This is a genomic window from Streptomyces sp. NPDC058685, from assembly GCF_042714725.1.
GTDB lineage: Bacteria > Actinomycetota > Actinomycetes > Streptomycetales > Streptomycetaceae > Streptomyces.
In genome coordinates this window covers 122,607-146,522 of sequence record NZ_JBHXSL010000004.1, presented here as the reverse complement: position 1 = coordinate 146,522, position 23,916 = coordinate 122,607, and the positions used below count along the sequence as shown (strand labels likewise).

At 68.3% G+C, this 23,916-nt stretch carries 24 protein-coding genes and 1 tRNA gene; 11 read left to right on the top strand and 14 right to left on the bottom strand.

Features of this window, described 5'->3' with window-relative positions:
- Positions 1-121: 121 nt before the first annotated feature.
- Positions 122-337 (bottom strand): lexapeptide family class V lantibiotic, encoded by a 216-nt coding sequence (gene lxmA, locus ACFWU3_RS05220; RefSeq protein ID WP_313945110.1) that lies wholly within the window; start codon positions 335-337, stop codon positions 122-124.
- Between the two features lie 199 nt (positions 338-536).
- Here lxmA and ACFWU3_RS05215 point away from each other — a divergent pair, with 199 nt between their 5' ends.
- Together ACFWU3_RS05215 and ACFWU3_RS05210 are read left to right on the top strand one after the other, a co-directional pair.
- A complete protein-coding gene (locus tag ACFWU3_RS05215; protein WP_384431371.1) occupies positions 537-2,291 on the top strand; it encodes an ABC transporter ATP-binding protein in 1,755 nt (584 codons plus the stop codon).
- A gap of 65 nt (positions 2,292-2,356) precedes the next feature.
- Entirely contained in the window at positions 2,357-2,875 is a 519-nt protein-coding gene (locus tag ACFWU3_RS05210; RefSeq protein ID WP_384431368.1) for a hypothetical protein, read from the top strand.
- A gap of 180 nt (positions 2,876-3,055) precedes the next feature.
- Here ACFWU3_RS05210 and ACFWU3_RS05205 read toward each other — a convergent pair whose 3' ends face one another.
- The gene (locus ACFWU3_RS05205; protein WP_313945113.1) at positions 3,056-3,292 is read right to left on the bottom strand and encodes a LuxR C-terminal-related transcriptional regulator; all 237 of its coding nucleotides are present in this window, start codon (positions 3,290-3,292) and stop codon (positions 3,056-3,058) included.
- A 174-nt stretch (positions 3,293-3,466) separates the two neighbouring features.
- Between ACFWU3_RS05205 and ACFWU3_RS05200 the strand changes: the two genes are divergently transcribed.
- Entirely contained in the window at positions 3,467-4,459 is a 993-nt protein-coding gene (locus ACFWU3_RS05200) for a helix-turn-helix transcriptional regulator (RefSeq protein ID WP_384431365.1), read from the top strand.
- 85 nt (positions 4,460-4,544) lie between these two features.
- Here the strand turns inward: ACFWU3_RS05200 and ACFWU3_RS05195 are convergent, their stop codons facing one another.
- From ACFWU3_RS05195 to dnaK, 6 genes are all read right to left on the bottom strand, one after another.
- The gene (locus tag ACFWU3_RS05195; protein WP_384431362.1) at positions 4,545-4,775 is read right to left on the bottom strand and encodes a hypothetical protein; all 231 of its coding nucleotides are present in this window, start codon (positions 4,773-4,775) and stop codon (positions 4,545-4,547) included.
- 146 nt (positions 4,776-4,921) lie between these two features.
- On the bottom strand, positions 4,922-5,170 hold the full coding sequence (locus ACFWU3_RS05190) for a hypothetical protein (RefSeq protein ID WP_384431359.1): 249 nt from the start codon (positions 5,168-5,170) through the stop codon (positions 4,922-4,924).
- Positions 5,171-5,413: 243 nt separating this feature from the next.
- Entirely contained in the window at positions 5,414-5,869 is a 456-nt protein-coding gene (locus ACFWU3_RS05185; protein WP_313945117.1) for a heat shock protein transcriptional repressor HspR, read from the bottom strand.
- A gap of 1 nt (position 5,870) precedes the next feature.
- Complete coding sequence (gene dnaJ / locus ACFWU3_RS05180; RefSeq protein ID WP_384431356.1) at positions 5,871-7,061, bottom strand: molecular chaperone DnaJ; 1,191 nt, start codon at positions 7,059-7,061, stop codon at positions 5,871-5,873.
- 30 nt (positions 7,062-7,091) lie between these two features.
- Positions 7,092-7,742 (bottom strand): nucleotide exchange factor GrpE, encoded by a 651-nt coding sequence (grpE, locus tag ACFWU3_RS05175; protein ID WP_384431353.1) that lies wholly within the window; start codon positions 7,740-7,742, stop codon positions 7,092-7,094.
- Positions 7,739-9,610 carry a molecular chaperone DnaK gene (gene dnaK, locus ACFWU3_RS05170; protein ID WP_384431350.1) on the bottom strand — a complete coding sequence of 624 codons (1,872 nt, stop codon included), beginning with the start codon at positions 9,608-9,610 and terminating at the stop codon, positions 7,739-7,741. The genes grpE and dnaK overlap by 4 nt, the downstream gene beginning before the upstream one ends.
- Before the next feature lie 308 nt (positions 9,611-9,918).
- Here dnaK and ACFWU3_RS05165 point away from each other — a divergent pair, with 308 nt between their 5' ends.
- The 4 genes from ACFWU3_RS05165 to ACFWU3_RS05150 all read left to right on the top strand — a co-directional run bounded on the left by ACFWU3_RS05165 (position 9,919) and on the right by ACFWU3_RS05150 (position 15,357).
- Positions 9,919-10,446 carry a sugar transferase gene (locus tag ACFWU3_RS05165; RefSeq protein WP_384431347.1) on the top strand — a complete coding sequence of 176 codons (528 nt, stop codon included), beginning with the start codon at positions 9,919-9,921 and terminating at the stop codon, positions 10,444-10,446.
- A 130-nt stretch (positions 10,447-10,576) separates the two neighbouring features.
- A complete protein-coding gene (locus ACFWU3_RS05160; RefSeq protein WP_384431344.1) occupies positions 10,577-12,844 on the top strand; it encodes a heterodisulfide reductase-related iron-sulfur binding cluster in 2,268 nt (755 codons plus the stop codon).
- Positions 12,845-13,043: 199 nt separating this feature from the next.
- Positions 13,044-14,249 (top strand): FG-GAP repeat domain-containing protein, encoded by a 1,206-nt coding sequence (locus tag ACFWU3_RS05155; RefSeq protein WP_384431341.1) that lies wholly within the window; start codon positions 13,044-13,046, stop codon positions 14,247-14,249.
- 220 nt (positions 14,250-14,469) lie between these two features.
- Positions 14,470-15,357: a Yip1 family protein gene (locus ACFWU3_RS05150; RefSeq protein ID WP_384431338.1), complete on the top strand. Its 888-nt coding sequence runs from the start codon at positions 14,470-14,472 to the stop codon at positions 15,355-15,357.
- A gap of 88 nt (positions 15,358-15,445) precedes the next feature.
- On the opposite strand, the gene ACFWU3_RS05145 is transcribed toward ACFWU3_RS05150, so the two are convergent.
- Together ACFWU3_RS05145 and dcd are read right to left on the bottom strand one after the other, a co-directional pair.
- Positions 15,446-15,943, bottom strand: a complete 498-nt coding sequence (locus ACFWU3_RS05145) for a phosphoribosyltransferase (protein WP_384431335.1) — start codon at positions 15,941-15,943, stop codon at positions 15,446-15,448.
- 3 nt (positions 15,944-15,946) lie between these two features.
- On the bottom strand, positions 15,947-16,522 hold the full coding sequence (gene dcd / locus ACFWU3_RS05140; protein ID WP_313945125.1) for a dCTP deaminase: 576 nt from the start codon (positions 16,520-16,522) through the stop codon (positions 15,947-15,949).
- A gap of 512 nt (positions 16,523-17,034) precedes the next feature.
- Here dcd and ACFWU3_RS05135 point away from each other — a divergent pair.
- Positions 17,035-17,108: transfer RNA gene (locus tag ACFWU3_RS05135), tRNA-Gly, on the top strand.
- Positions 17,109-17,338: 230 nt separating this feature from the next.
- On the opposite strand, the gene ACFWU3_RS05130 is transcribed toward ACFWU3_RS05135, so the two are convergent.
- On the bottom strand, positions 17,339-17,782 hold the full coding sequence (locus ACFWU3_RS05130) for an ATP-binding protein (RefSeq protein WP_384431332.1): 444 nt from the start codon (positions 17,780-17,782) through the stop codon (positions 17,339-17,341).
- A gap of 283 nt (positions 17,783-18,065) precedes the next feature.
- On the bottom strand, positions 18,066-18,806 hold the full coding sequence (locus ACFWU3_RS05125; protein ID WP_384431329.1) for a GntR family transcriptional regulator: 741 nt from the start codon (positions 18,804-18,806) through the stop codon (positions 18,066-18,068).
- A 135-nt stretch (positions 18,807-18,941) separates the two neighbouring features.
- On the opposite strand from ACFWU3_RS05125, the gene ACFWU3_RS05120 reads away from it, so the two are divergent.
- Both ACFWU3_RS05120 and ACFWU3_RS05115 read left to right on the top strand, forming a co-directional pair.
- Positions 18,942-19,976, top strand: coding sequence for a DUF1152 domain-containing protein (locus tag ACFWU3_RS05120; RefSeq protein WP_384431326.1), 1,035 nt, complete (start codon positions 18,942-18,944; stop codon positions 19,974-19,976).
- Positions 19,977-20,509: 533 nt separating this feature from the next.
- A complete protein-coding gene (locus ACFWU3_RS05115) occupies positions 20,510-20,836 on the top strand; it encodes a hypothetical protein (RefSeq protein ID WP_384431323.1) in 327 nt (108 codons plus the stop codon).
- Positions 20,837-21,198: 362 nt separating this feature from the next.
- Here ACFWU3_RS05115 and ACFWU3_RS05110 read toward each other — a convergent pair whose 3' ends face one another.
- Positions 21,199-22,206 carry a hypothetical protein gene (locus tag ACFWU3_RS05110; protein ID WP_384431320.1) on the bottom strand — a complete coding sequence of 336 codons (1,008 nt, stop codon included), beginning with the start codon at positions 22,204-22,206 and terminating at the stop codon, positions 21,199-21,201.
- A 380-nt stretch (positions 22,207-22,586) separates the two neighbouring features.
- Between ACFWU3_RS05110 and ACFWU3_RS05105 the strand changes: the two genes are divergently transcribed.
- The gene (locus ACFWU3_RS05105; RefSeq protein WP_384431317.1) at positions 22,587-22,838 is read left to right on the top strand and encodes a hypothetical protein; all 252 of its coding nucleotides are present in this window, start codon (positions 22,587-22,589) and stop codon (positions 22,836-22,838) included.
- A gap of 465 nt (positions 22,839-23,303) precedes the next feature.
- Here ACFWU3_RS05105 and ACFWU3_RS05100 read toward each other — a convergent pair whose 3' ends face one another.
- On the bottom strand, positions 23,304-23,627 hold the full coding sequence (locus ACFWU3_RS05100) for a hypothetical protein (RefSeq protein WP_384431314.1): 324 nt from the start codon (positions 23,625-23,627) through the stop codon (positions 23,304-23,306).
- Between the last annotated feature and the right edge of the window lie 289 nt (positions 23,628-23,916).

Here is a 23,916-nt window from a genome sequence, read left to right as displayed (position 1 = left end):
GGGGGGCCCTCAACACCTCCCCGGCCCCCGGGGGGTGCGGGGGGGGGGGGGGGGGCGGGGCCCGGGCGGGCCGCGCGGGCGCGCCGGCCGGACCCCGAGGCTCAGCTCACGGCAGGCGTGATCAGCACTTCTTCTCGACGGTCTTCGCGGCGAGGGAGCCGAGCGCGGCGGCACACTGCTGCGAGGAGCGGGCGGTGATGATGGTGGCGCGGATGGCCCACGGGATGGTGGGGCTGAACGCCGGGGCGGCCTCCTTGCCGTCGTGCAGGCCCAGCTCCTCGGCCGAGGTGTAGGCGGTGTAGCCGTCGAACAGGTCCTTCTCGGAAACGTTCTGCATGAGAATTCCTTCGGTGGGTAATGGCCCTTGAGGGCTTGTCCGTTGCGGACAGATCGATAGTGGCCCACCTCGTGGACGCGGCACCATTGGCTGTTGCGGCAACGACCGTTGCGGCATTGCCGTTCGGGGCATAGCCGGTCCCGGCATAGCCGCAAGCGCCAATTCCCCGCGCACATATAGAGGGACTAGAAATACCGGGGTGAACACACCTGACGCAGAACAGCCTCCGGCCGAGCGGCCCGCGCTGCGCGCGCTGCTCTCGTATGCGCGGCCGCACCGCGGAGTCCTCTCGGTGGTGCTGCTGCTGACCCTGCTGGGCAGCGCCGCCGGCCTCGCCCAGCCCATGGTCATCCAGTCGGTCCTCACCAAGCTGATGACCGGCAGCAGCCTGCGCGACGACATCCTTCTCCTGGTCGGGCTGCTGGTCCTGTCGGTGGGACTCATGTGGTCCCAGGCCTGGTTGAGCGAGCGCACCGCGGAACGCGTGGTCCTCCAGGTCCGCCGCGGCCTCATCTCCCGGCTGATCCGGCTGCGCACCGGCGAGCTGGACCGCACCGAACCGGGCGGCCTGACCACCCGCGTCACGTCCGACTCCACGCTCGTGCAGCACGCGGCCACCGGCGGGCTCATCCAGCTCGTCGACGGATCGATCCATCTGCTCGCCACCATCGTGCTGATGGGCATCACCAGCCTGCCGCTGCTCGGCATCACCTCGGGTGTGCTGCTCGTCATCGGTGTCGCCATGGGTGTGGTCATGCCGCGCATCCGCCGGGTCACCACCGAGGCTCAGCGCTCCGTCGGCGACATCGGCGCCGCCCTCGACCGCTCGCTGGGTGCCGCCCGCACCGTGAAGGCCAACGGCGGTGAGGCGAAGGAGACCGAACGGGCCACGGCCGCCGCCGAGGACGCCTATCGCGCCGGACTCACCGGCGCCCGTTACCACGCCATGATCGCCGTGCTCTCCGGCCTGATCGTGCAGGCGTCGTTCCTCGCGGTCATCGGCTTCGGCGGCGCGCTCGTCGCCACCGGCACCCTGGACCTGGCGGCCCTGATCGGCTTCCTGCTCTATCTGTTCAACCTGGGCGGTCCCGTGCTCTCCCTCGTCGGCGGAACGACCGCGCTCCAGCAGGGACTCGGCGCCCTCGCCCGTATCGAGGAGGTGCGCGGGATGGAGGCGGAGGACGACGTGGACGACCAGCCCGCCGCCCCGGTCGGCCCGCCGCCGCGGGTCACCGTCGAGAACCTGACGTTCGGCTATCCCGGGCGGACGCCCACGCTCGTGGGCACCAGTTTCACCGCGCCCGCCGGCCGCATCACGGCGATCGTGGGCCCCTCGGGCTCGGGGAAGACCACCGTCTTCTCCCTGATCCAGCGGTTCTACGACCTGGACGGCGGCAGCATCCTCCTCGACGGCACCGACATCCGCTCGTTCACCCGGGCCGAGCTCAGGCGCCGTATCGCCTATGTCGAACAGGACTCCCCTATGCTCGCCGGCACGATCCGGGAGAACCTCCTCTACTCCGCTCCCGACGCGAGCGAGACGGACATCGCGGACGTGCTGCGCAAGACACTCCTGGACGGCTTCGTGGCGGGCCTGCCCGACGGGCTCGACACCGCCATCGGCTCCCGCGGGCTCGCCCTGTCGGGCGGAGAACGCCAACGCCTCGCCATCGCCCGCGCGTTGCTGCGCCGGCCCCAGGTACTCCTCCTCGACGAGGTCACCGCGCATCTGGACGGCCTGAGCGAGACGGCTCTGCGCAAGACGGTCGAACAGGCCGCCGAGGACTGCACGGTGCTGCTCATCGCGCACCGGCTGTCCACCGTGACCTCCGCCGACCAGCTGATCCTCTTCGAGGGCGGCCGGGTTCGCGACCACGGCCTGCACCAGGACCTGCTCGCAAGGAATGATCTCTACCGGGACCTCACCGCGACCCAACTGGCCGCGGCCCACTGAGCACCACCCGACACACTGTTGTGAACCGTCAGTTCTGACCACGCTGAAGGACCGAAGGACCCCCCATGAACGACACCGCCCCCACACCCGCCCCCGTCCAGGACGACCGCTTCGGAGAGCTGCGCGTCCGGCTGGAGGGCCAGGAATCCCTGCTGGTCGAGGGCGAGGCGATCCCCCGGATCACCCTCGACCGCGCGCCGGACTCGGAGAAGGACGAGCACATCGCCATCGGCACCCGCGACCCCGGGCAGCTGACCCTGCGGATCGACGGGACCCAGGCGAAGCTGACCCCCTCCAAGGGCCGTCTGACCCGGCGTTCGTACGCCGTGGACGTCGACCACGCGGGCACGTCGTACCGCCTGGTCCCGGACTCCGTCCCGAGCAGCCGCCTCGTACGCGACGGCCTGCACATCGGCGACTTCTCCTCGGACGGCGACGGCCGGGTGATAGCGGAGTGGCGCGAGGACGCGAAGGTCGAGCCGCTGGACGCGGCGGTGGGCTACGCCCTCGCGGCGGCCTTCGGCACGGGCGCCCAGCCGATGTGGATGATGGCGATCGACGCGGTGGCCACGGCCCTTCCGTAGCAGGGGACTTCGGGCGCTCCGGGGATGCTCCGGAGCGCTGAGCCGTCCGTACGATCCCGTGGCCGCGGGCTGTCCCGGACGCGGGCGCCCGCAGACGCGAAAACGCCGGACGGGCGGGGGAGGTCCCCGGCCCGTCCGGCGTTCGCACGCTCGGCGCGCTCACGCGCGATCGTCCCACCGTCAGACGCGTACGCCCCTGATGTCGTCCGCGTACAGGTTCGACACGAGCGCCGCCTCGAAGCGCGACTTCAGATTCAGCTTCCGCACGATGCTCGTCGTGTGCGCCCTCACCGTGCGTTCGGCGATCCCCAGCCGGCGCGCCACCCACCGGTTCTGCTCGCCGCTCGCCAGCAGGAGCAGCACCTCCAGCTCACGCTCCGTGAGCCGGGTGAAGTCCAGTACGTGTCGATCGGTCACTGATATCAAGGCTGCCTCCTTCATTGATCGTTCACCGTCCCCCGTCCATCGACCGGTCCGGGCCCTCGCAACGTCTTTACCGTTGAATTACCCTCTCCTTGATCACTTCGGTGGCTCGCGCAGCATCTGACCCATGCCCGGCGGGCCATCGGCAGGACGGCACGGGGGGCAACAGTGAGCGGCGCAAGCCTGTCCATACTCGGACTGACAGCCACGGAGGAGCGTGTCTACCGGCACTTCCTGAGGAATCCGGACACCTCCGCCGAGGACATCCATGTCCTCCTCCACGCAGCGCGCGAGGAAGTCGAAAAGGTGCTGGAGCGGCTCACGGAACTGAGCCTGCTGCGCACGGGAGAGGCCGGCGGGACCGTCGCCGCCGACCCGGAGAACGCGGTGGACCGCCTCACCGATCTGCGGCTGCGCGAACTGCACGACCAGCTCCGCCAGGTCACCCAGTCCCGGCATCTGATCGCCGGGCTGCGGGCCGAGCAGGACGCGCGCCCGCTCGTGACCCAGGGGGTCGAACGGCTGGAGGTCCTCGCCAGGCTCCGCGACCGGATCGACGACCTGGCCTTCTTCGCCCGCGAGGAGATCCTCTCCGTCGAGCCGTACACGGCTCTGACCCCGGAGAACATCGCGCACTCCCGGCCGCTCGACACCCGCTGTCTGCGGCGCGGTGTGCGCATCCGCAGCGTGGTGCTGCGCGAGGCGCTCGACCACCCTCCGACCGTCGCCTATCTGCGCGAACTGACCGTGCAGGGCGCGGTGATCCGCGTCGCCGGCAGCCTCTCGGAGCGCATCCTCGTCTACGACCGGCAGACCGCGCTGGTCCCCGTCGATCCGGTGGACACCGCCCGCGGCGCGCTGGTCACCCAGCAGGCCGGGCTGGTCTCCAACATCCTGGCGCTCTTCGAGAAGATCTGGGACCACGCGACGGATCTGCCCGCCCTCACGGACACCGAGTCCGCGTCGTCGGGCGTGCTCTCCGGTGTAGAGCAGCAGGTCCTGGAGGAGATGTGCCGGGTGGCCAAGGACGAGACGGGCGCCCGGAACCTGGACATCTCGGTCCGTACGTACCGCCGCCATGTGGCCGATGTGCTGCGCATCCTGGGGGCCAGCAGCAGACCTCACGCGGCCCTGCTGGCCCGGGAGAAGGGACTGATCTAGCCACGGCGGGCGGTGGGTGTCACGAGCGCGGTGCCACGGCGGGCGGCGGGTGTCGCGGACGCTGCCACACGGCGGGCGGCCGGCGTCACGGACGCGGCGCCGTCTCCCGCCACCCCGGCGGTCCCTCCCTGAGCGCGGCCCTGAGCCGCTCCTGTACGACATCGGTTCCGGCTCCCCCCGCCGAATGGACCCGCAACCAGATGCGGTCCTCCTCCACCCGCTGCCCGCAGACCCAGTCCGCGGGCAGCATCCCGATGAGCCTGATGACGGCGATCTCCCCCGGCGCCGCGTCCACGGCGACGCGGACGGCGTGCAACTCGGCGCATCCCCCCGCTGCCGCGAAACCCCCTGCCCCCGCGGGCCCTTCCACCCGTGCGGGCCCGTCGGGCCCCGCGTGTCCCCCTGCCCCCACGCCCCCTTCCGGTGCCGCGGGTACCTCCCGTGCCCTCTCGTCCGGCACCCTCACTGCCAGCCGTTGACGCACATCGCCACGTTGCCCACCACCGTGGTCAGGGGCTTCGGCAGGGGCAGCCCACAGAGCTTCCCGGCCACCTCGGCCGCCAGGCCCGACGGTCCGTGCACACCCTGACCGCCGGTGTTCCCGGCCCCGGCCGATCCGGCCAACGCCTGGGCCGGCGCCGCCAGTGCGAGCACGGCCACGCCCGAGATCAGGGCCGCGGTGCTCTTTCTGGCAACAGTGCTGACGCTCATCGCTCATTCCCCCACAAACCTCGCGTGCTGACTCTTTCCTGCCGGCGAGTTCCAGCCTGCCAGCGGCTCCGGACGCACTCCACCGAGATCGCTGTCAGCTTGCTGCACCGGGGGGTCAGCTATATGCCAGCGGACAGCACGACGGCGGGGCCGGAGAGCATGTCGCTCTCCGGCCCCGCCGGGTGTCCTGCTGGAAGGCCGCGGACCGACAGCTCCCGGCTGACGGCCCCGGGCCGTACGGCCCTACTCGGAGGTCCGCTTGGGCCGCCACACCACCAGCGCGCTCGCCTGCTGCACATCCTGGTACGGCACGAGATCGCGCCGGTACGAGGCGTGCACCTGGGCCTCACGCTGCTGCATGGCCGCCGCCGCGCCCTCGACCGCCGAAGCCAGCTCGGCGACGCGGGACTGGAGCGCCGCGACCTGGTTCTCCAGCTCGATGATGCGCTTGATACCGGCCAGGTTGATGCCCTCGTCCTGCGACAACTGCTGGACGGTGCGCAGCAGTTCGATGTCGCGGGCCGAGTAACGCCTGCCCCGGCCGGGGGTTCTGTCGGGAGAGACCAGACCGAGACGGTCGTACTGACGCAGGGTCTGGGGATGCAGGCCGGACAGCTGGGCCGCCACCGAGATCACATACACCGGTGACTCGTCGGTCAGCTGATAAGGGTTCCGGCTTCGTCCGCTCCGGCCATCCATCTCATGCTCCCTTCGCGGCCTGGAACAGCTCGGCCCGCGGGTCCTCTTCCGCGGTGGCTTCGCGGTAGGCCTCCAGCGCTTCCTTCGCCTTGTCGCTCAGCTCCGTGGGGACCGCGACCTCGACGGTGACCAGCAGATCACCGCGGGTGCCGTCCTTGCGTACGGCTCCCTTGCCACGGGCCCGCATCGTACGGCCGTTGGGGGTGCCCGCGGGCAGTTTCAGCGTCACCGGCGGACCGCCCAGGGTCGGCACCTTCACCTCGCCGCCGAGCGCCGCCTCCGTGTAGGTGACGGGCACGGTGACCGTGAGGTTGTCGCCCTTGCGGCCGAAGACGGGATGGGCGTCGACGTGCACGACCACGTACAAGTCGCCCGCGGGACCGCCCCGTTCACCGGGTGCGCCCTTGCCGCGCAGCCGGATCCGCTGGCTGTCCGAGACGCCCGCGGGAATCCTGACCTGCATGGTGCGCGAGGAGCGGGCGCGCCCGCTGCCCTTGCAGACCTCGCAGGGGTCCTGAGCGATGAGCCCGCGGCCCTTGCAGTCCACGCACGGGTCGGTCAGCGAGAACGAGCCGCTGCCGCCGCGCGAGACCTGGCCGGTGCCGACGCAGGTCGGGCACACCCTGGGTGTGCCGTTCTTGTCGCCGGTGCCCGCACATGCCTTGCACGCCGCCGAACTGGACATCCGCAGCGGGACCGTGGCCCCGTCGACCGCCTCGGTGAAGCTGAGCGTCACCTCGGACTCGATGTCCTGGCCGCGGCGGGGCTGCGTCCGCGTACCCGCGCCGGTGCCGGCGCCGCGGTTGAACAGCCCGCCGAAGACGTCGCCGAGCCCGCCGCCGAAGCCGCCGGCTCCGCCGCTCTGCGGCCCGCCCTGGGCGCCCCCGAAGAGGTCGCCCAGGTCGAAGTTGAAGCTGCCGCCGGCGGCACCGGGCCCGGCCCGGAAGCCGCCGTTGCCGAAGAGGGCGCGCGCCTCGTCGTACTCCTTGCGCCGCTTGGGGTCGCCGAGCACGTCGTTGGCCTCGGAGATCTCCTTGAAGCGCTCCTCCGCCTTGGCGTCGCCCTTGTTGGCGTCCGGGTGGAACTCGCGGGCGAGCTTCCGGTACGCCTTCTTGATCTCGGCCTCGGTGGCGTCCTTGGGGACGCCGAGAACCTTGTAGTAGTCCTTCTCGACGAAGTCCTTCGTGCTCATCGACGTCCCTCCTCTCGGACGATCATTGCGTCAGCCCTCGTCCGGGCCACCGCTCTCCTCGTCGTTCGCCGTCTCTTCCTTGGGGGCCGCGCCCGGCTGGGGCTCGGCCACCGCGACCCGCGCGGGGCGGATGGTCCGCTCGCCGATGCGATACCCCGGCTGAAGCACCGCGACGCACGTGGTCTCGGTGACGTCCGGTGCGTAACTGTGCATCAGCGCCTCGTGGATCGTCGGGTCGAAGGGCTCGCCCTCCTTGCCGAACTGCTGCAGGCCCATCTTGGCGGCCGCCGTCTCGAGAGATTCGGCGACCGACTTGAACCCGCCCACGAGTTCCCCGTGTTCACGGGCGCGGCCGATGTCGTCGAGCACGGGCAGGAGCTCGGTCAGCAGAGTCGCCGTGGCGATCTCCTTGACCGTGATCCGGTCGCGCTCCACACGACGGCGGTAGTTCTGGTACTCGGCCTGGAGCCGCTGGAGGTCGGCCGTGCGCTCGTTGGCAGCCGTACGGACCTGGTCCAGCTGAGCCGTCAGGGCGGCAATCTTTGCTGCGTCCCCTGCCGGGGCCGCCGGGCCCTCCTTCTCGGAGGGCTCGGCGGGCTCGGCGGCGTCGTCAGATGTCGCGCCGGAGGGGACGGAGGGGTTCTCGTCGTGCTCGTCGAACCCCGGAGTCTCCTCCGTCACGCGGCACCACCCTGACGTCCGGAGTCCTTCTCGTCGTCGACGATCTCGGCGTCCACGACATCATCGGCGGCGTCCGCGGACTGACCCGCGGCACCGTCCTGCGCGCCCTCGGCCCCACCGGCGGCCTGGCCGGCCTGGGCGTCGGCGTACATGGCCTGGCCCAGCTTCTGCGAGACGGCGGCGACCTTCTCCGTCGCGGTGCGGATCTCGGCCGTGTCCTCGCCCTTGAGCTTCTCCTTCAGCTCGCCGAGCGCCTCCTCGACCTCGGTCTTCACGTCGCCCGGGACCTTGTCCTCGTTGTCCTTGAGGAACTTCTCGGTCTGGTAGACGAGCTGCTCGCCCTGGTTGCGGGACTCGGCGGCCTCGCGGCGGCGGTGGTCCTCGTCCGCGTACTGCTCGGCCTCCTGGCGCATCCGGTCGACCTCGTCCTTCGGCAGCGAGGAGCCGCCGGTGACGGTCATCTTCTGCTCCTTGCCCGTGCCCAGGTCCTTCGCGGTCACGTGCATGATGCCGTTGGCGTCGATGTCGAAGGCGACCTCGATCTGCGGGACCCCGCGCGGGGCCGGCGGCAGACCGGTCAGCTCGAACATCCCGAGCTTCTTGTTGTACGCCGCGATCTCGCGCTCGCCCTGGTAGACCTGGATCTGCACCGACGGCTGGTTGTCCTCGGCCGTCGTGAAGATCTCGGACCGCTTGGTCGGGATCGTGGTGTTGCGCTCGATGAGCTTGGTCATGATGCCGCCCTTGGTCTCGATACCGAGGGACAGCGGGGTCACGTCGAGGAGCAGAACGTCCTTGACCTCACCCTTGAGGACACCGGCCTGGAGCGCGGCGCCGATGGCGACGACCTCGTCCGGGTTCACGCCCTTGTTGGCGTCCTTGCCACCGGTGAGCTCCTTGACGAGCTCGGCGACGGCGGGCATACGGGTCGAGCCACCGACGAGAACGACGTGGTCGATCTCGGAGAGCTGGATGCCCGCGTCCTTGATGACGTTGTGGAACGGCGTCTTGCAGCGCTCCAGCAGGTCGGCGGTCAGCTGCTGGAACTGAGCGCGCGTCAGCTTCTCGTCCAGGTGCAGCGGGCCCTCGGCCGACGCCGTGATGTAGGGCAGGTTGATCGTCGTCTCGGTCGAGGACGAGAGCTCGATCTTCGCCTTCTCCGCGGCCTCGCGGAGACGCTGGAGAGCCATCTTGTCCTTGCCGAGGTCCACACCGTGGCCGTTGGCGAACTGCTTCACCAGGTAGTCGACGACACGCTGGTCCCAGTCGTCACCACCGAGGTGGTTGTCACCGTTGGTCGCCTTCACCTCGACGACGCCGTCACCGATCTCCAGCAGCGAGACGTCGAAGGTGCCGCCACCGAGGTCGAAGACCAGGATGGTCTGGTCGTCCTTGTCGAGGCCGTACGCCAGCGCGGCGGCGGTGGGCTCGTTGACGATGCGCAGCACGTTCAGACCGGCGATCTCGCCGGCCTCCTTCGTCGCCTGGCGCTCGGAGTCGTTGAAGTACGCCGGGACGGTGATCACCGCGTCGGTGACCTTCTCGCCGAGGTAGGACTCCGCGTCGCGCTTCAGCTTCTGCAGGATGAAGGCGCTCATCTGCTGCGGGTTGAAGTTCTTCCCGTCGAGCTCGATCTTCCAGTCGGTGCCCATGTGGCGCTTGACCGACCGGATGGTCCTGTCGACGTTGGTGACCGCCTGGCGCTTTGCCACCTCGCCGACCAGCACTTCACCATTCTTCGCGAAGGCGACGACGGACGGCGTGGTCCTGGCACCCTCGGCGTTGGTGATGACGGTGGGCTCGCCGCCCTCCAGAACGCTGACGACGGAGTTAGTCGTGCCCAGGTCGATGCCGACCGCACGTGCCATGTCAATTCCTCCAGCAGACTTGAGTAGATCTCGCTCAAGGATGCATGACCCGGTCCTCGTAGTCAACAGACCTGAGTCGACCCCACTCAACTTTTATCCCGCTCTTATATGCATACTTCGCCGCGACGGGTGCCGCATGCCCGGCCGGACGGCCTCACACGCGTGGCGCAGCGATCGAATGGCGTTCGTCTGCCAGAGTCGTAGCCGCAATACCGCCAAACGCGCAAAAATACGGTCAAGGCCAGTCAACAGCGGAGGAAGGGTGTGCGCCCATGATGCCGGTCGCGCGGTTGACGCCCGTCAGGGGTGTGTCCGCCAAACGCCTGATGGATGTGACGGGCGGCCTGCTGCTGCTCCTTCTCCTGACCCCGCTGATGGGCGTCGTCGCCCTCGCGGTCGCCCTGACCTCACGGCGCGGGGCCCTCGTCCGGCGCCGGCGCATCGGCCTCGCGGGCCGCTCCTTCGGCATACTCGCCTTCCGCGCGGCCCCGGGCACCCGCACCGGCCGCCTCCTGCACCGCCACTTCCTCGACGAGCTGCCCCAGCTGATCAATGTCGTCCGCGGAGAGATGTCGCTGGTGGGCCCGCGCCCGCTGCGCCCCGAGGACGCCGACCCCGCCGTCGGCGGCCTCCGCACCCGTCTCGGAGTGCGCCCCGGACTCACCGGCCTCTGGCAGGTCAGCGGCCGCTCCGAAATGCCCTGGGAGGAGAAGGCCGTACTCGACCTCCACTACGTCGAACAGCACTGGCTGGGACTCGACCTGGCGATCATGGTCCGCACCCTGCCCGCCGCTCTCGCCGGACGCCGCCCGCGCGTCCCGGTGAGGCATGCCTGAGCGACACAGATCACCGGCCGCCCAGCTACAGTGCGGCGGAATAAGTGGGTACTCTCAGCACGGACTGGATAAGTTACCGCTTAGTAGTGCTGGATAGTTTCCCACCCTCGCAGGCCCGAGGAGCCCCCTCATGCAACTCGCCGCGATCATCGTGTCGTTGGTTCTGACCGTGGTCGGCGTTGCGCTCATCGCCCGAGCCGTCGCGCAGATCTACCGGTTCGTGAAGCTCGGCCAGCCCGTGCCTGCGGGCAGCCGGACCGACGACCCCAAGCAGCGCACGATCACCCTGGTCAAGGAGTTCCTCGGCCATACCCGTATGAACCGGTGGGGGATCGTGGGCTTCGCCCACTGGTTCGTCGCCATCGGCTTCCTCACCCTGCCGCCCACGCTGGCGCAGGCGTACGGGCAACTCTTCGAGGCCGACTGGGTCCTGCCGATCCTGGGCGGCTTCCTGCCGTTCGAGATGTACATCGAGTTCATCGGTCTGATGACGGTCGTCGGCATCGTCGTGCTGATGGCGATCCGGCTGCTGAACCTGCCGTCCCGCGCGGGACGCAAGTCCCGCTTCGCCGGCTCGAAGGCCTGGCAGGCCTACTTCGTCGAGTACGTCATCCTCACCATCGGACTCGCGATCCTCGCCCTGCGCGGGCTCGAGGGCGCGATCCACCACGTGGAGCACTACGAGGCGGCGTACTTCGTCTCGTACCCCCTGGTCCTGGCGTTCAAGGGACTGAGCGTCTCCACGCTCCAGACGCTGATCTACTTCACCGCGATGATCAAGATCGGCACCTCGCTGATCTGGATGATCACGGTCTCGCTCAACACCAACATGGGTGTCGCCTGGCACCGCTTCCTCGGCTTCCCGAACATCTGGTTCAAGCGGAACGCCGACGGCTCCACCGCGCTCGGCGCGCTCCAGCCGATGACGAGCGGCGGCAAGGAGATCGACTTCGATGACCCGGGCGAGGACGACGTCTTCGGCGTCTCCCAGGTCGAGCAGTTCTCCTGGAAGGGCATCCTCGACTTCTCCACGTGCACCGAGTGCGGCCGCTGCCAGTCGCAGTGCCCCGCCTGGAACACCGGAAAGCCGCTCTCCCCGAAGCTGCTCATCATGTCGCTGCGCGACCACGCGCACGCCAAGGCCCCGTACCTGCTGGCCGGCGGCGGCAAGACGATGGAGGGCGAGGAGAAGGCCTCCGAGGAGCAGCTGGGGGACGTTCCCGCGGCCGCCCTCGCGGAGGCCGAGCGTCCGCTGATCGGCACGCTCGAGGAGAACGGCGTCATCGACCCGGACGTGCTGTGGTCCTGCACCACCTGCGGTGCGTGCGTGGAACAGTGCCCGGTCGACATCGAGCACATCGACCACATCGTCGACATGCGCCGCTACCAGGTGATGATCGAGTCCGCGTTCCCGTCCGAGGCGGGCACGATGCTCAAGAACCTGGAGAAGAAGGGCAACCCCTGGGGGCTGGCCAAGAAGCAGCGCGTCGAGTGGACCAAGGAGGTCGACTTCGAGGTCCCGATCGTCGGACAGGACGTCGAGGACCTCACCGAGGTCGAGTACCTGTACTGGGTCGGCTGCGCCGGCGCCCTGGAGGACCGGGCCAAGAAGACCACCAAGGCCTTCGCGGAGCTGCTGCACATGGCGGGCGTCACGTTCGCGATCATGGGCGGCGACGAGAAGTGCACCGGTGACTCGGCCCGCCGCCTCGGCAACGAGCCGTTGTTCCAGCAGCTCGGCCAGGAGAACGTCGCGATGCTGAACATGGCGTTCGGCGAGGACGACGAGGACGAGTCGACGAAGAAGCCCAAGGCTTCGAAGAAGATCGTCGCGACCTGCCCGCACTGCTTCAACACGATCGCGAACGAGTACCCGCAGCTGGGCGGCGAGTTCGAGGTCATCCACCACACGCAGCTGCTCCAGCACCTCATCGACGAGGGCAAGCTGATCCCGGTGACCCCGGTCGAGGGCCTGATCACGTACCACGACCCCTGCTACCTGGGCCGTCACAACAAGGTCTACACGCCGCCGCGCGAGATCATGTCCGCCGTCCCGGGCCTGCGCCAGCAGGAGATGCACCGCCACAAGGAGCGCGGCTTCTGCTGCGGCGCCGGCGGTGCGCGGATGTGGATGGAGGAGCGGATCGGCAAGCGCATCAACACCGAGCGCGTGGACGAGGCGCTGTCCCTCAACCCGGACATCGTCTCCACCGCCTGCCCCTTCTGCCTCGTCATGCTCACCGACTCCGTCAACGGCAAGAAGAACGACGGCAAGGCGAAGGAGAGCCTCCAGGTCGTCGACGTGGCGCAACTGCTGCTCGACTCGGTCAGGACCCCGGCCGACCCGGCCGCGTCCGAGGAGCCCGAGGACGCGCCGGAGCCGGAACCGGTGAAGTAACAGGCGTACGCGCCGGGTGCGCACGACGGGTGCCCGGTGGCGCCCACGGGTGAAGGAAGCGGCCGGATCTGCCTCGGGGGCAGAACCGGCCGCTTCTTCGTGTTCGTGAGTGTTCCGCCGGCGTCGGAGCGAGGCCGGACCAGCATCATGGGGCGGCAGGGCGAAAGCGAGGCGTACGGATCGAGCGGGACGGTGGGCTGTGCGGACACGACGGGCGGTGGGGCGGTGGACCGGGGCACGGAGGACGCACCGGCCCTCCGGCACGCGCAGGGCGTCCGCACTCGGCGCGCTCGGCCTGTGCGCCCTGCTGCTGGCGGGTTGTACGTCAGCGGCGGAGCCGGCCGATCCGACGGGTGCCGGGGCGGGGGCGGGCGCCAAGAACGGTGACGCCCCGCCTCCTGCCGGCCGGACGGCGGGCGAGCTGCTCCCGGTCCCCCGCGGCAGAGGCAGCCGCCTCCCCGACGACTTCAACGGCGACGGCCACCGCGACCTCGTCCTGAACGACCTCGTGGTGACGGCCGGCGAGAGCCGTGCCGACGGCAAGGGCGGCGGCGGGCCCGACGGCGACGCGGGCATCGGGATCGTCCACGGAACCGCAGGACCGCGCCCCCTCGACCCCTCCGTACGGCGCCTCCTCACCCCGCGCGCCCACGCCACCGCCGTCCGGGGCGGGCCTCCCGCCGTCTTCGAAGCCGCCACCTCGTGCGACCTCGACGGGGACGGCTTCGCGGACCTGGTCATCGCCACGGACACCCCGCCGTACGACGGCCCCGGCGGCCCGCCCGTACCCCTCCAGCTGCTCTTCGGCTCCCCCACCGGCCTGTCCGGCACGGCGGTCGCGCTGCGCATCCCCGAGCAGGCCCGCCCCGGAGACGTACAGCCCGGCCCCGTCTGCGGCGACTTCGACGGCGACGGCAGCGCGGATCTGGCGGTCACCGCCTCCGCGCGCGGGGCCGGCTTCCGGGTCGTCCTCCTGCGCGGCCCCTTCAGCCGTACCGGAGCCCCTCGCGCGGCGGCAGCGACCGTCTCCGTCGGCGGTCCGGCCCTCTCCGCCCCCACCACGGGCCCCGACGCCGACAGCGACGGTTACGACGACCTCGTGGTCCTCGCCCGCGCACCCCGGCCCGGTACGGCGGCCGGTGGCACGCTGCTGCTGGGCGGCCCGGACGGCCCCGGCCGCGCGGGCGGCCCGTACCGCGCCGAGCCCCTGCCGCTGCCGGAACTCCCCACGGGCGGCGACTCCATCACGGAGCTGCTGCGCAGGGCGGACTTCGACGGCGACAAGCGCCCGGACCTGGTGACGCGGACGACGTACCGGGGCGAGCGGAGGGACGTGGTGGCGCTGTACGGGGCGGGGCGCAGGCAGCCGATGATCACCTTCAGTACGTCGGTCTTCCTGCGCTGAGGCCCCCTGCCGGGGCGGTGCGGCGGCTCGGGCGCTGAGCCTGGCGCCGGCCCTGGCGCGGCCTCCGGCGCAGGGCCGGCGCACCGCCTCGGCGGGTCCCTGAGGGCCTTCCGGCAGACCCCCCGGGGTTCCCTTAAGGGATGTCACAGCTCAGCAGCAAAGGCCCGCCCGATCCCGCTCCGCTCCACCCAGCGCCGCCGGACCGGGTACGTTCGAATACGTGGCTGGATTCAGGATCGGACGCGGCCGGGACAACCGCACGCAGCAGCAACCCCCGCAGGCACCACCGCCCTACGGCGGCGGAGGAGGCCGTGGGGCGCCGCCGTACGCACAGCAGCAGCGGCCGCAGTGGCCCCATGCGGGCGGCGGCGCGCAGCAGCATCAAGGGCCGTACGGCGAGCCGGAGTACTTCGGCGACCCGTACCAGCAGCACCCGCACCAGGGCGGCCCGCAGGGTGACCCGTACGCCAACAACCCTGGTCACACCCAGGCGTTCAGCGTCAACGAGGACCCGTACGGCCACGGCGCGACCTACCATGCGGGCAACACCCCCGCCGCCCCCGCGGGTCCGCGCCTGCACTGGAAGCAGCTGCTGAGCGGCATCGTGCTGCGCCCGGGGTCGACGTTCTTCCAGATGCGCGACTACGCGGTCTGGGGCCCGGCGATCGTCGTCACCTTCCTCTACGGCATGCTCGCGATCTTCGGCTTCGACAAGGCCCGCGAAGAGACGATCAACGCGACGATCTCCACCGCGATCCCGTACGTCCTGACCACGGCCGTCGCGTTCGTGATCGGTGGTCTGATCCTCGGCGCGGTGACCCACACCCTCGCCCGCCAGCTCGGCGGCGACGGCGCCTGGCAGCCGACGGTCGGCCTCTCCATGCTGATCATGTCCATCACGGACGCCCCGCGCCTGGTCTTCGCCCTCTTCCTGGGCGGCGAGAACTCCCTGGTCCAGATCCTCGGCTGGGCGACCTGGCTGGCGGCGGCGGCCCTGTTCACCTCGATGGTGAGCAAGTCGCACGACCTGCCGTGGCCGAAGGCGCTGGGGGCGTCGGCGATCCAGCTGATCGCGCTGCTCTCGATCATCAAGCTGGGCACGATCTGACCCCCTGAGCACAGGGAGAAGGGCCCCCGCAGGCATCGGCGGGGGCCCTTCCTTCGGCTGCGATCGGGGCGGTCGTCCTGTCGACCCCTCAGGCGTCGAGGATCTGACCGGCCCGGCGGACGACGGGCTTCTCCACGCTCCAGGGGAAGTTGATCCAGTCGTCCGTCCGCTTCCACACGTACTCGCACTTCACGAGGGAGTGGGACTTCTCGTAGATGACGGCGCTGCGCACCTCGGCGACGTGGTCGACACAGAAGTCGCGGACCAGCTTCAGCGTCTTGCCGGTGTCGGCGACGTCATCGGCGATCAGGACCTTCTTGTCCGAGAAGTCGATCACGTTGGGCACCGGCGCGAGCATCACCGGCATCTCCAGGGTGGTGCCCACCCCGGTGTAGAACTCCACGTTGACCAGGTGGATGTTCTTGCAGTCGAGCGCGTACGCGAGTCCGCCGGCGACGAAGACGCCACCGCGGGCGATGGACAGCACGACATCGGGCTCGTACCCGTCGTCGGCGATCGTCTGCGCCAGCTCCCGGATCGCGCCGCCGAACTTCTCGTACGTCAGGTTCTCTCGTACGTCACTCATGCGTCACACCTGTGTCCGATGGAAGTTCTGGAACGACCGGGAGGCGGTGGGGCCGCGCTGCCCCTGGTAGCGCGAGCCGTACCGCTCGCTCCCGTACGGGAATTCGGCCGACGAGCTGAGCCGGAACAGGCACAGCTGGCCGATCTTCATGCCGGGCCACAGCTTGATCGGCAGCGTCGCGAGATTCGACAGCTCCAGCGTGACGTGCCCGGAGAACCCGGGGTCGATGAACCCGGCGGTCGAGTGGGTGACCAGCCCGAGCCGCCCGAGGGAACTCTTGCCCTCCAGCCGCGAGGCCAGATCGTCGGGCAGCGAGATGACCTCGTACGTGGAGGCCAGCACGAACTCCCCGGGGTGCAGGATGAACGCCTCGTCCCCGTCAGGTTCGACCAGGCGCGTCAGATCGGCCTGCTCGACGGCTGGGTCGATGTGGGGGTAACGGTGGTTCTCGAACACCCGGAAGTAGCGGTCGAGCCGCACATCGATGCTCGAGGGCTGCACCATGGATTCGTCGAACGGGTCGAGGCGGACCCGCCCGGCGTCGATCTCGGCCCGGATGTCCTTGTCTGAGAGAAGCACTCCCCGAGGATACGCAGAGCGCGCGACCCGACCGCACCCGGCAGCCCGCGCGCCTCTGCTGGTCCAGCTGTCCCCAGCCGGCTTCCTGTGTGCGGCCTACCGCTCGACGGACTCCACGGGCACGACGCTCCGCAGCCGCGCACACCGCGGACAACGGATGAGCCGCCCGGGCCCGATCCGGGCGTTCCCGAGCTGCTGCATCGGGAGCGAAGAGGTACTGAAGACATGCCCTTCGGCACAGCGGACGACGGTGCGCTCCATCAAGTCCATCGGTTCCCTTCCCCAGCGAATGCGGACGAACGACCACATTAGGGGATGTACGGGACGAGCTTGCGGGCGGCACTCCGACCGGAAGGCCCACACCAACGGTACGCCCCAACTCCCGCGCCCCGCACCCGCATCCAGGCCGACCCCGGACAGCGGAACGCCACGCGGGCCCCGCGGCGTCATTCGCCGGGGGCCTGCGATGAGGTAGAGTGAGCGACGCTGCGGCTCCGATCACGGTCCGCAAGGCGGGTGTAGTTTAATGGTAGAACATGAGCTTCCCAAGCTCAGAGCGCGGGTTCGATTCCCGTCACCCGCTCCATGGAAAAGGCCCAGGTCATCGACCCGGGCCTTTGTTGTCGCCCGGACGGGGCTAGGCGCCCGTGCCATATCCGTGTCAGATTCCTGGTCATCCACTGCATCAAGCCGTGCTCACATCATCGGTCCAGGCCCGCGGCGACCTCCCGCTGACGCTCCAGGTCCGAGTGCTGATAGATCAGCGCGGCGCGCGGTGGAGTCGCCACCATTGGCGCGCTACTTGTGGGCAACGGCTCAGTGCTTCCAAGCACCGGCGACCACGAATGAGACCACTGTCCCTCCGAGCGGACTCGCTCCGGCACTCCAGGAGTCCGACAGCTCATCGACCAGGCAAAGCCCTCGCCCATGCGCCTCGTCGGCGGCGGGTTGCCGCATTCGCACATGGGCCGGGAACCCGGGATTGTGCACGTCGACCCGCAACGCTTCCCCTACACGCCACCACTCGACACGCACCCGCCATGCATCCTCGGCCTCGCCGTAGAGGATGGCGTTGGTGACCAACTCGGAGACCATCAGGACGCAGTCGTCCAGCGAGCATGTCAGGCCGTACGGGTCCAAGAACTTCCGGAACCAACGACGGGCGCGAGAGACCGATTCGGGCTCGGGATACAACGTCATGCGGCCGATCGAAACGGGCTCTGGACCCGGGTCGGCGAGACCTTCAGTGACACCACTCATGCGCTTCACTCCCTACCGGTGCCGTCACAGTCGAGACAGCGCCGCTTGGACGTGGCACGAGCGCGACCATTGGCAGCGGAGAGCGCCAGAGCGGAGCGAGAGCCAACGCGCTTCCAACCCTGTCCCCGGCATGCAACGCAAGGCGCATGCGCGGAGCGCGCTAATCCAGCGCCTTCGTGGGTCACAGTCGTACCCCCTTCCACTAAGTGGCCTTAGCCACTTAGTGGATAGTGGCATTGGCCACTTGAGGGGCGCAAGCGCTTCTCCAACAGTGGAGCGTCTTTCAGGTGATCGGGTAGCCCTGCTCGAAGGCCCAACGCCCCGGCGGATAAGTGGCTTCGGCGAACTCCAGCGGGCGATCCTGCAGGTCATAGACGACGTGATGCACGATCAACACGGCAGACCCAGCAGGCAACTTGAGGTCAGCTGCTTCCTCATCAGTGGCTGCCCGTGCGCACATACGGTCTTCCGCGTAGTTGCCCTGCCGGCCCGTCATGCCCTCGACGTACATGAGCGTGCCTTCGCGGATACGGTCCGGCTCCAGGAGCTTTGGTGCACGGTTGCCGACCTCAGCGCCGAACCACGAAGTGGACAGCGTGATCGGCCCAGCCTCGTTGTTCGTCACTCGCCGACGGTGGACCGCTCGACTGCCGGCCGCCAGACTCAGGGCTTCAGCAACGTGCTCAGGAGCGTCCAGCCACCCGGCCGAAGTGATCACCGCGTACTCGCCTGGCGTGTAGATCTTGCCCGTTTGTCTGGCCCGGCCGTACAACTCACGGGCACGGCGGTTCACTTGCAGCCCACGAACGTAGGTGCCCGAGCCTTGACGCTTCTCGACGAGGCCCTGATGGCTCAGCGCTTCGAGGGAGCGGGCGGCCGTGGGCCGCGATACCTTCCAGTCGGTAGCAAGTTGCCGCTCCGACGGGACCTCATCTCCCGGCCGCAAGTCGCCGCGCAAGATCTGATCGCGGATGTGGTGCGCGATCTGCAGGTACTTGGGCTGGGTCTCTTCAATCTGCGGCATCCGAGCCCCTTCCCTAAGTGGCTATTACCTCTAGCCACTATAGGGTGAGTGGCTAGCAGGCTAACCCGTACGCTGACGCGGGTGACGCGCTTGATCGTGGCAGCAGGTGGAGGGGGCGACGCAGTCGCCGCCGCAATGCTCGACGCCGCCCTGTACGGCACCGAGGGGCCGGCCGTGGTTCTCACCTACGCGTGGGACCGCCTCCTGATTGATCCGGTGCCGGGTCCACGAGGCCCGGCGAGCTTCACCGGCCTGCGCCCCCTGACCAGAAGCGTCCAGGTCGTACCCGGCGATGCGCGTCCAGTGCCCCCGGCAGGGTCGACACTCCCGCGCCTCGCTGCGGAGCTCCCGCAGACCTTCGCTCTGATCGACCCGCACCACGGAGCCGAGGGCATCACACGCCAGCTCGAAGAACTCATCCAGCAACTGGAGCCCGAGTCGATCGACCTGCTGGACGTGGGCGGCGACATCCTCGCCCGCGGCGACGAGCCGACGTTGCGCAGTCCACTCGCCGACGCCCTCACGCTCGCGGCATGCTGCCAAGTCAACGCACCCGTACGCCTCCTGGTCGCAGGCCCCGGCTTGGACGGCGAGATCCCAGCCAAGGACCTACGCGACCGCACCGGCTCCACTCTGCTGACCCTGACACCTGAGCACGTTGAACCGGTCAGCTCGGTGCTGGAATGGCACCCCTCGGAAGCAACGGCCATGCTCGCCGCGACAGCCCGAGGAGTCCGCGGCCTCTGCGAAGTCCGCGACGCCGGCCTCCCGGTCCCCCTCACCGACGAGGGCCCCACCATCCACGAAGCCAACCTGGACGACGCGCTCACCCGCAACGAGCTCGCCCGCGCCATCCTCACAACGGAAACCCTCGACGAGGTCGAACAGCAGAGTCGCGAAATCTGCGGCTACTCGGAGATCGACTACGAGCGCAACAAGGCCAGTTGGCTCGGCAGCCAGCCGGAACACACGCTGGACCCGGAGACAACGCTCCGCCAGCTGGACGAGTTCGAGACCGAAGCCCGCGGCCGTGGCATCACTCATACGACGTTCCGCCGCATCACTGAAGCACTCGGCCTCAATGGCAGACAGCGCGAGGATCTGAGAACGCTCCTGATCAACAGCCGCCCTGGGCAGTACGCTGCCCCGCTCTGGCGCATCACCCGCTGAGCTCACAAGAACGCGAAGTGGCAGTGTCGTGATGCTGTGCGCTCTAACCTGACCTGCATCCGAGGTCAGGGGGATACATGTCCAGCGGATCGCCACAAAGACCACCACGTCCTGATGAGGATCTGGTTCGCTTCCACAACGGGGACACCCTCGACAACATCCCTGTTGTCCGAGACCCGCACGCGCGCCGCATCGCCTGGAAGGGCATCGCTGCGGCGGGCACCCTCGCGCTCCTCGCCGCCGCTTACGGTGCCCTACTGGTCATCCGTCCTTCTGGCGCGTCCGACGACACTGCAGCAGACAACCCGCGGCCGGCTCGCCCGTCAACTGCGCCCTCGATAGTGAGCCCACAGCCAGACGTCTCAGCGACCGCCAAATCCCCAGCAGTAAAGGGCTCCTGCGTACCCGTCACATTCAAGACCCCCAGGGGCCCTAAGGACTGTAAGCCCGCCACCGAAGTCTGCGCCGCCGGCGCCCCCTGGCACGTCACCGACATCGACTCCGTATGCGGGGGACCCATCGAGGTCCAGTCCGTGCGGCTCCTCGCCGAGCCGACGACCGGAGGCGATCCCAGCTCCTCGTTCTGCATCGCCTGGACCGGCAGCAGAAGCGGCATCACACGCGACGGGGTGCTACTGATGAACGCCGCTGGGTACGAGTGCGGAGCGGACATCGTGCCTCCGGAGAACGGGCTCGCGTTCGATCCAAACGGAGCGGAACTGTTCGCCAATACGCCCCAAGACTGCGCCCCGACCTACCCCGGAACCCGCCAGACCTACCCAGCGGTCCTCGATTACAGCCGCCTGTCACCAGGGTCTCCGGCGATGTTCGTCTGCCTCACGGAACACGTGGGTGCCTGAGGCAGCTCAACCCCCCATGCGTTACAACGTTCTCTACGGGTTCAAGGCGGCTCGCTCCGCTCGCCGCGCGCTCCCCGGCGTCACCGCCGGGGACGACGCTCCTGCCTCCGCCCCGCTCCGTCCCCGGCTACGCCGGTCGCGCGGCTAGAGCGAGACAACTTGGACGAGGCGAGAACTAGGCCGGCGGGGGCTGGGGCGGTCGGTTCCGCGGCTTTACGCAGCCACCATGGGGCGAGCCTCCAAGATCGGGGCCCATATCGGGCTATTGCGGGCAGGTCAGGAGACTGCCCGAGTCGCAGGAAGCTTACGGGCCCCGATCTCTCGCCCCATGGCAGCTCCCGCCCAAAGCCGCTCCACCAACCTCATTCGTCGCCGCGAATAGCGGGCGGCAGGGAAAAGTGAGGATTCTGCCTGTATACCGCCAGGGGGACCATGGAAAAACCTGGACTTTGAGGAAGATCGGAAAATCCCTGACTTCCTATCAGGCCCATGAAATTGTTGATGAACTTTGCAGTCCGCGCCCTGAGTACGCGTTGATCTGCGCTTAGGAGCTGAGGGGACTCTGACATGGGAACGTTCGCCCTTCCGTAGTGGCCGACACTCCCGACGACGGTCCACTCTTGCTCCCCAGTTCCGTACCTTGCGAAAAGGATATCCGGATCACCGTCGAGGTACTGGCGGCCTTCCTGTAGTCGAACCCCAACAGCGACCTCATCACCCCCAATCGGAAACAAATTGAGATGCAGGCCGGGAGTGAAAAGTCCGCGAGCAACCTTCAGTAGGCTCTTGAGTTGCTTGGCGTCCATAGCTGGCTCGCCATTCTCGATATAGACGAATTCCGGAATCTCATCTTCAAGCTGAGGTCGGTGCGGGGCGCTAGATGCAGGTGGCCTTGGCGGCCGTTGCTGCTTCTTGATGGGAGGCGTTGGGGCAGCAGGCGTCTCGGTGCCAAGTCCTTGAAAACCCAGAGTAGCTGCTCCGAATGAAGAGAACACAGCCGCGACATAGCGTGCGTCAAACAACGAACCCGAGGCTGTAATCCTGATCAGCGAGCCGGGCGGGTAGTCGTTTTCCATTTCCCCTGACGTCCAATAGTCAGAATCCGTCATCTGCTCGGAAACATCGGATAGTAGTCCATCTGATTCCAGCATGTTCTCCAGAGAAGGAAACAGCGTGTCACCCAAGGACTTACTCACATAGCTTTCCGTTCCCCAGTTCTGGTAGTGGCTTGCAAATCCCTTCACTCCGCCTTCCGAACGCTTTTCATGGCGACTCGTGTCCCGGGCCTCTTCCGCGACCCCCTCATCCAATTGTCCAAGCATGGAGCGGACTTTGTCGGTGTCGACATAGAGGAACTCGCGAAGAAGCATGAATTCATCACTCCTGGATCTGTGCACAAGCTACTAACGCACTTTCGCTCGCAGATGCGAGGCGGTCGGCGCAACACACGCTCGGAACCTGATGATGATTCAGTAGTCGCCGCAGCGGTAGTAGGCGGCGGGTAGCGAATTTGGGGCGGCCGGTGGTCGACGCGGAGCCGTGCAGTCTTCAGCTGTCACCGAAGGACACGCCTCAACGCGCCGGGGCACATCTATCTGAGGGCCCGGAGCTTGCGGTGCCAGGGCTGGCAGGAGCCGTCCACGCATCTTGGCCTCGAGTGGCGGTTCGATGATCCGGCCGGCCACACCCGCTCGCCGACGGACCTTGGTCAACTGCTTGCCGAGGCGACCCGACGGGTATCGCGATCGCTATGACCTCTGACCAAAAGGAAGAACGGCTCCGCCTCAGGAGCGGCCTGGACGCCGAGATTCGGGACGTGGACTATAACTCTGCCCACGAAGCAGCCCAGAACGTCTGCTCTGGCGTGTACGAACTGATTCCCATCGATTTGCAGGACCTCGTTCACGATGCGGTCATGGCTGGCTATGCATCTGCACTGCGGGATCTGGCAGATGGGAAGCTGGACGATCGGGTTCGTGAGCGATCAACCGCGCTCGACTAGTGGATGGGGTTGCTGCACAGCAGCGCCGTACAGCAACCGCGACAACCATCTTCGTCCGGCAGCGGCCTTCAGGGGCCTCGAAGCGACCTGTATGGCCGTCGCTGACCGATCCCGCTGAGCTACGGATCAGGAGGCGACCGTGCCAGATCCGTGCCAGAACGAGCGGTCAGTCACGGTCAACCCGGGGCACGTGGTGGCGCAGATACTCGTTAGCCGGACCAGCCCTCTCGGACGGCTGCCAGCGAGGACGTGTCCGCGACCGGTGCCAGGCTTACAAAGCAGCGTTCATTGCTCTCTGCCGTACGGCGGTCCATGCCACCAGGGTGCTGCCGTCCTCGGTAGGTCTGATGCCATGAGGCCAAACGCCGCCTGATCCTCATTGATGGCTTCTTCGGTGCAAGCGGCCGAGGGCGGTGAGGTACTCGAGCGCGAGCTACCAGCGCTTGACTAGGTGCGCAAGGCGGCCTACTTGTCTTGCGGCTTCCTCGGGTCAAGCAGCAGGACATGCACGACTGTCGTGATCATGAAGGCCCAGACGGCGACTGCGAACCATCCGTTCACCTGGGGTTGCACGATGGCGAAGCCGAGGACGGTCGCGCTCAGGACGGTGTACACAGCCGCGATCCGCCACCCGACAACGTGCCGGTACGAAGCGACGATGAAGGGGAGGCAGGCGAGGACCGACATGCTGAGGAGCGGGACAACGGCCCAGGCGTACCGGTGCCATGGCTGGCTGAACATCCGCGGTCGAATCGTCTGCGTCAGGTACGGGCTGAGATGGTCTGCCATGCAGCACAGCATGGCGGCTCTTGGGCTGCTTGGTCAGGAGTTGGCAAGCATTGATGTGAATTAGCCCCGCCCAGCAGTCTGCCGACTAGCTCATTACTCAAGCTTCTGTGACTCGAACGGAACCAGTGGTGGTTACTGTGGGCACCTTGGATCCGGGGCCAGGTCGCCGCCGGGTCAACCACGCACGGCAGATCGCACTCGCCCTCGCACCAGAACGGCACCAGAACGGCACCAGATGGTGCGGCGAACTGCGGTCAACAGCAGTTCAGTTCTCCGACGCACGGGAGAG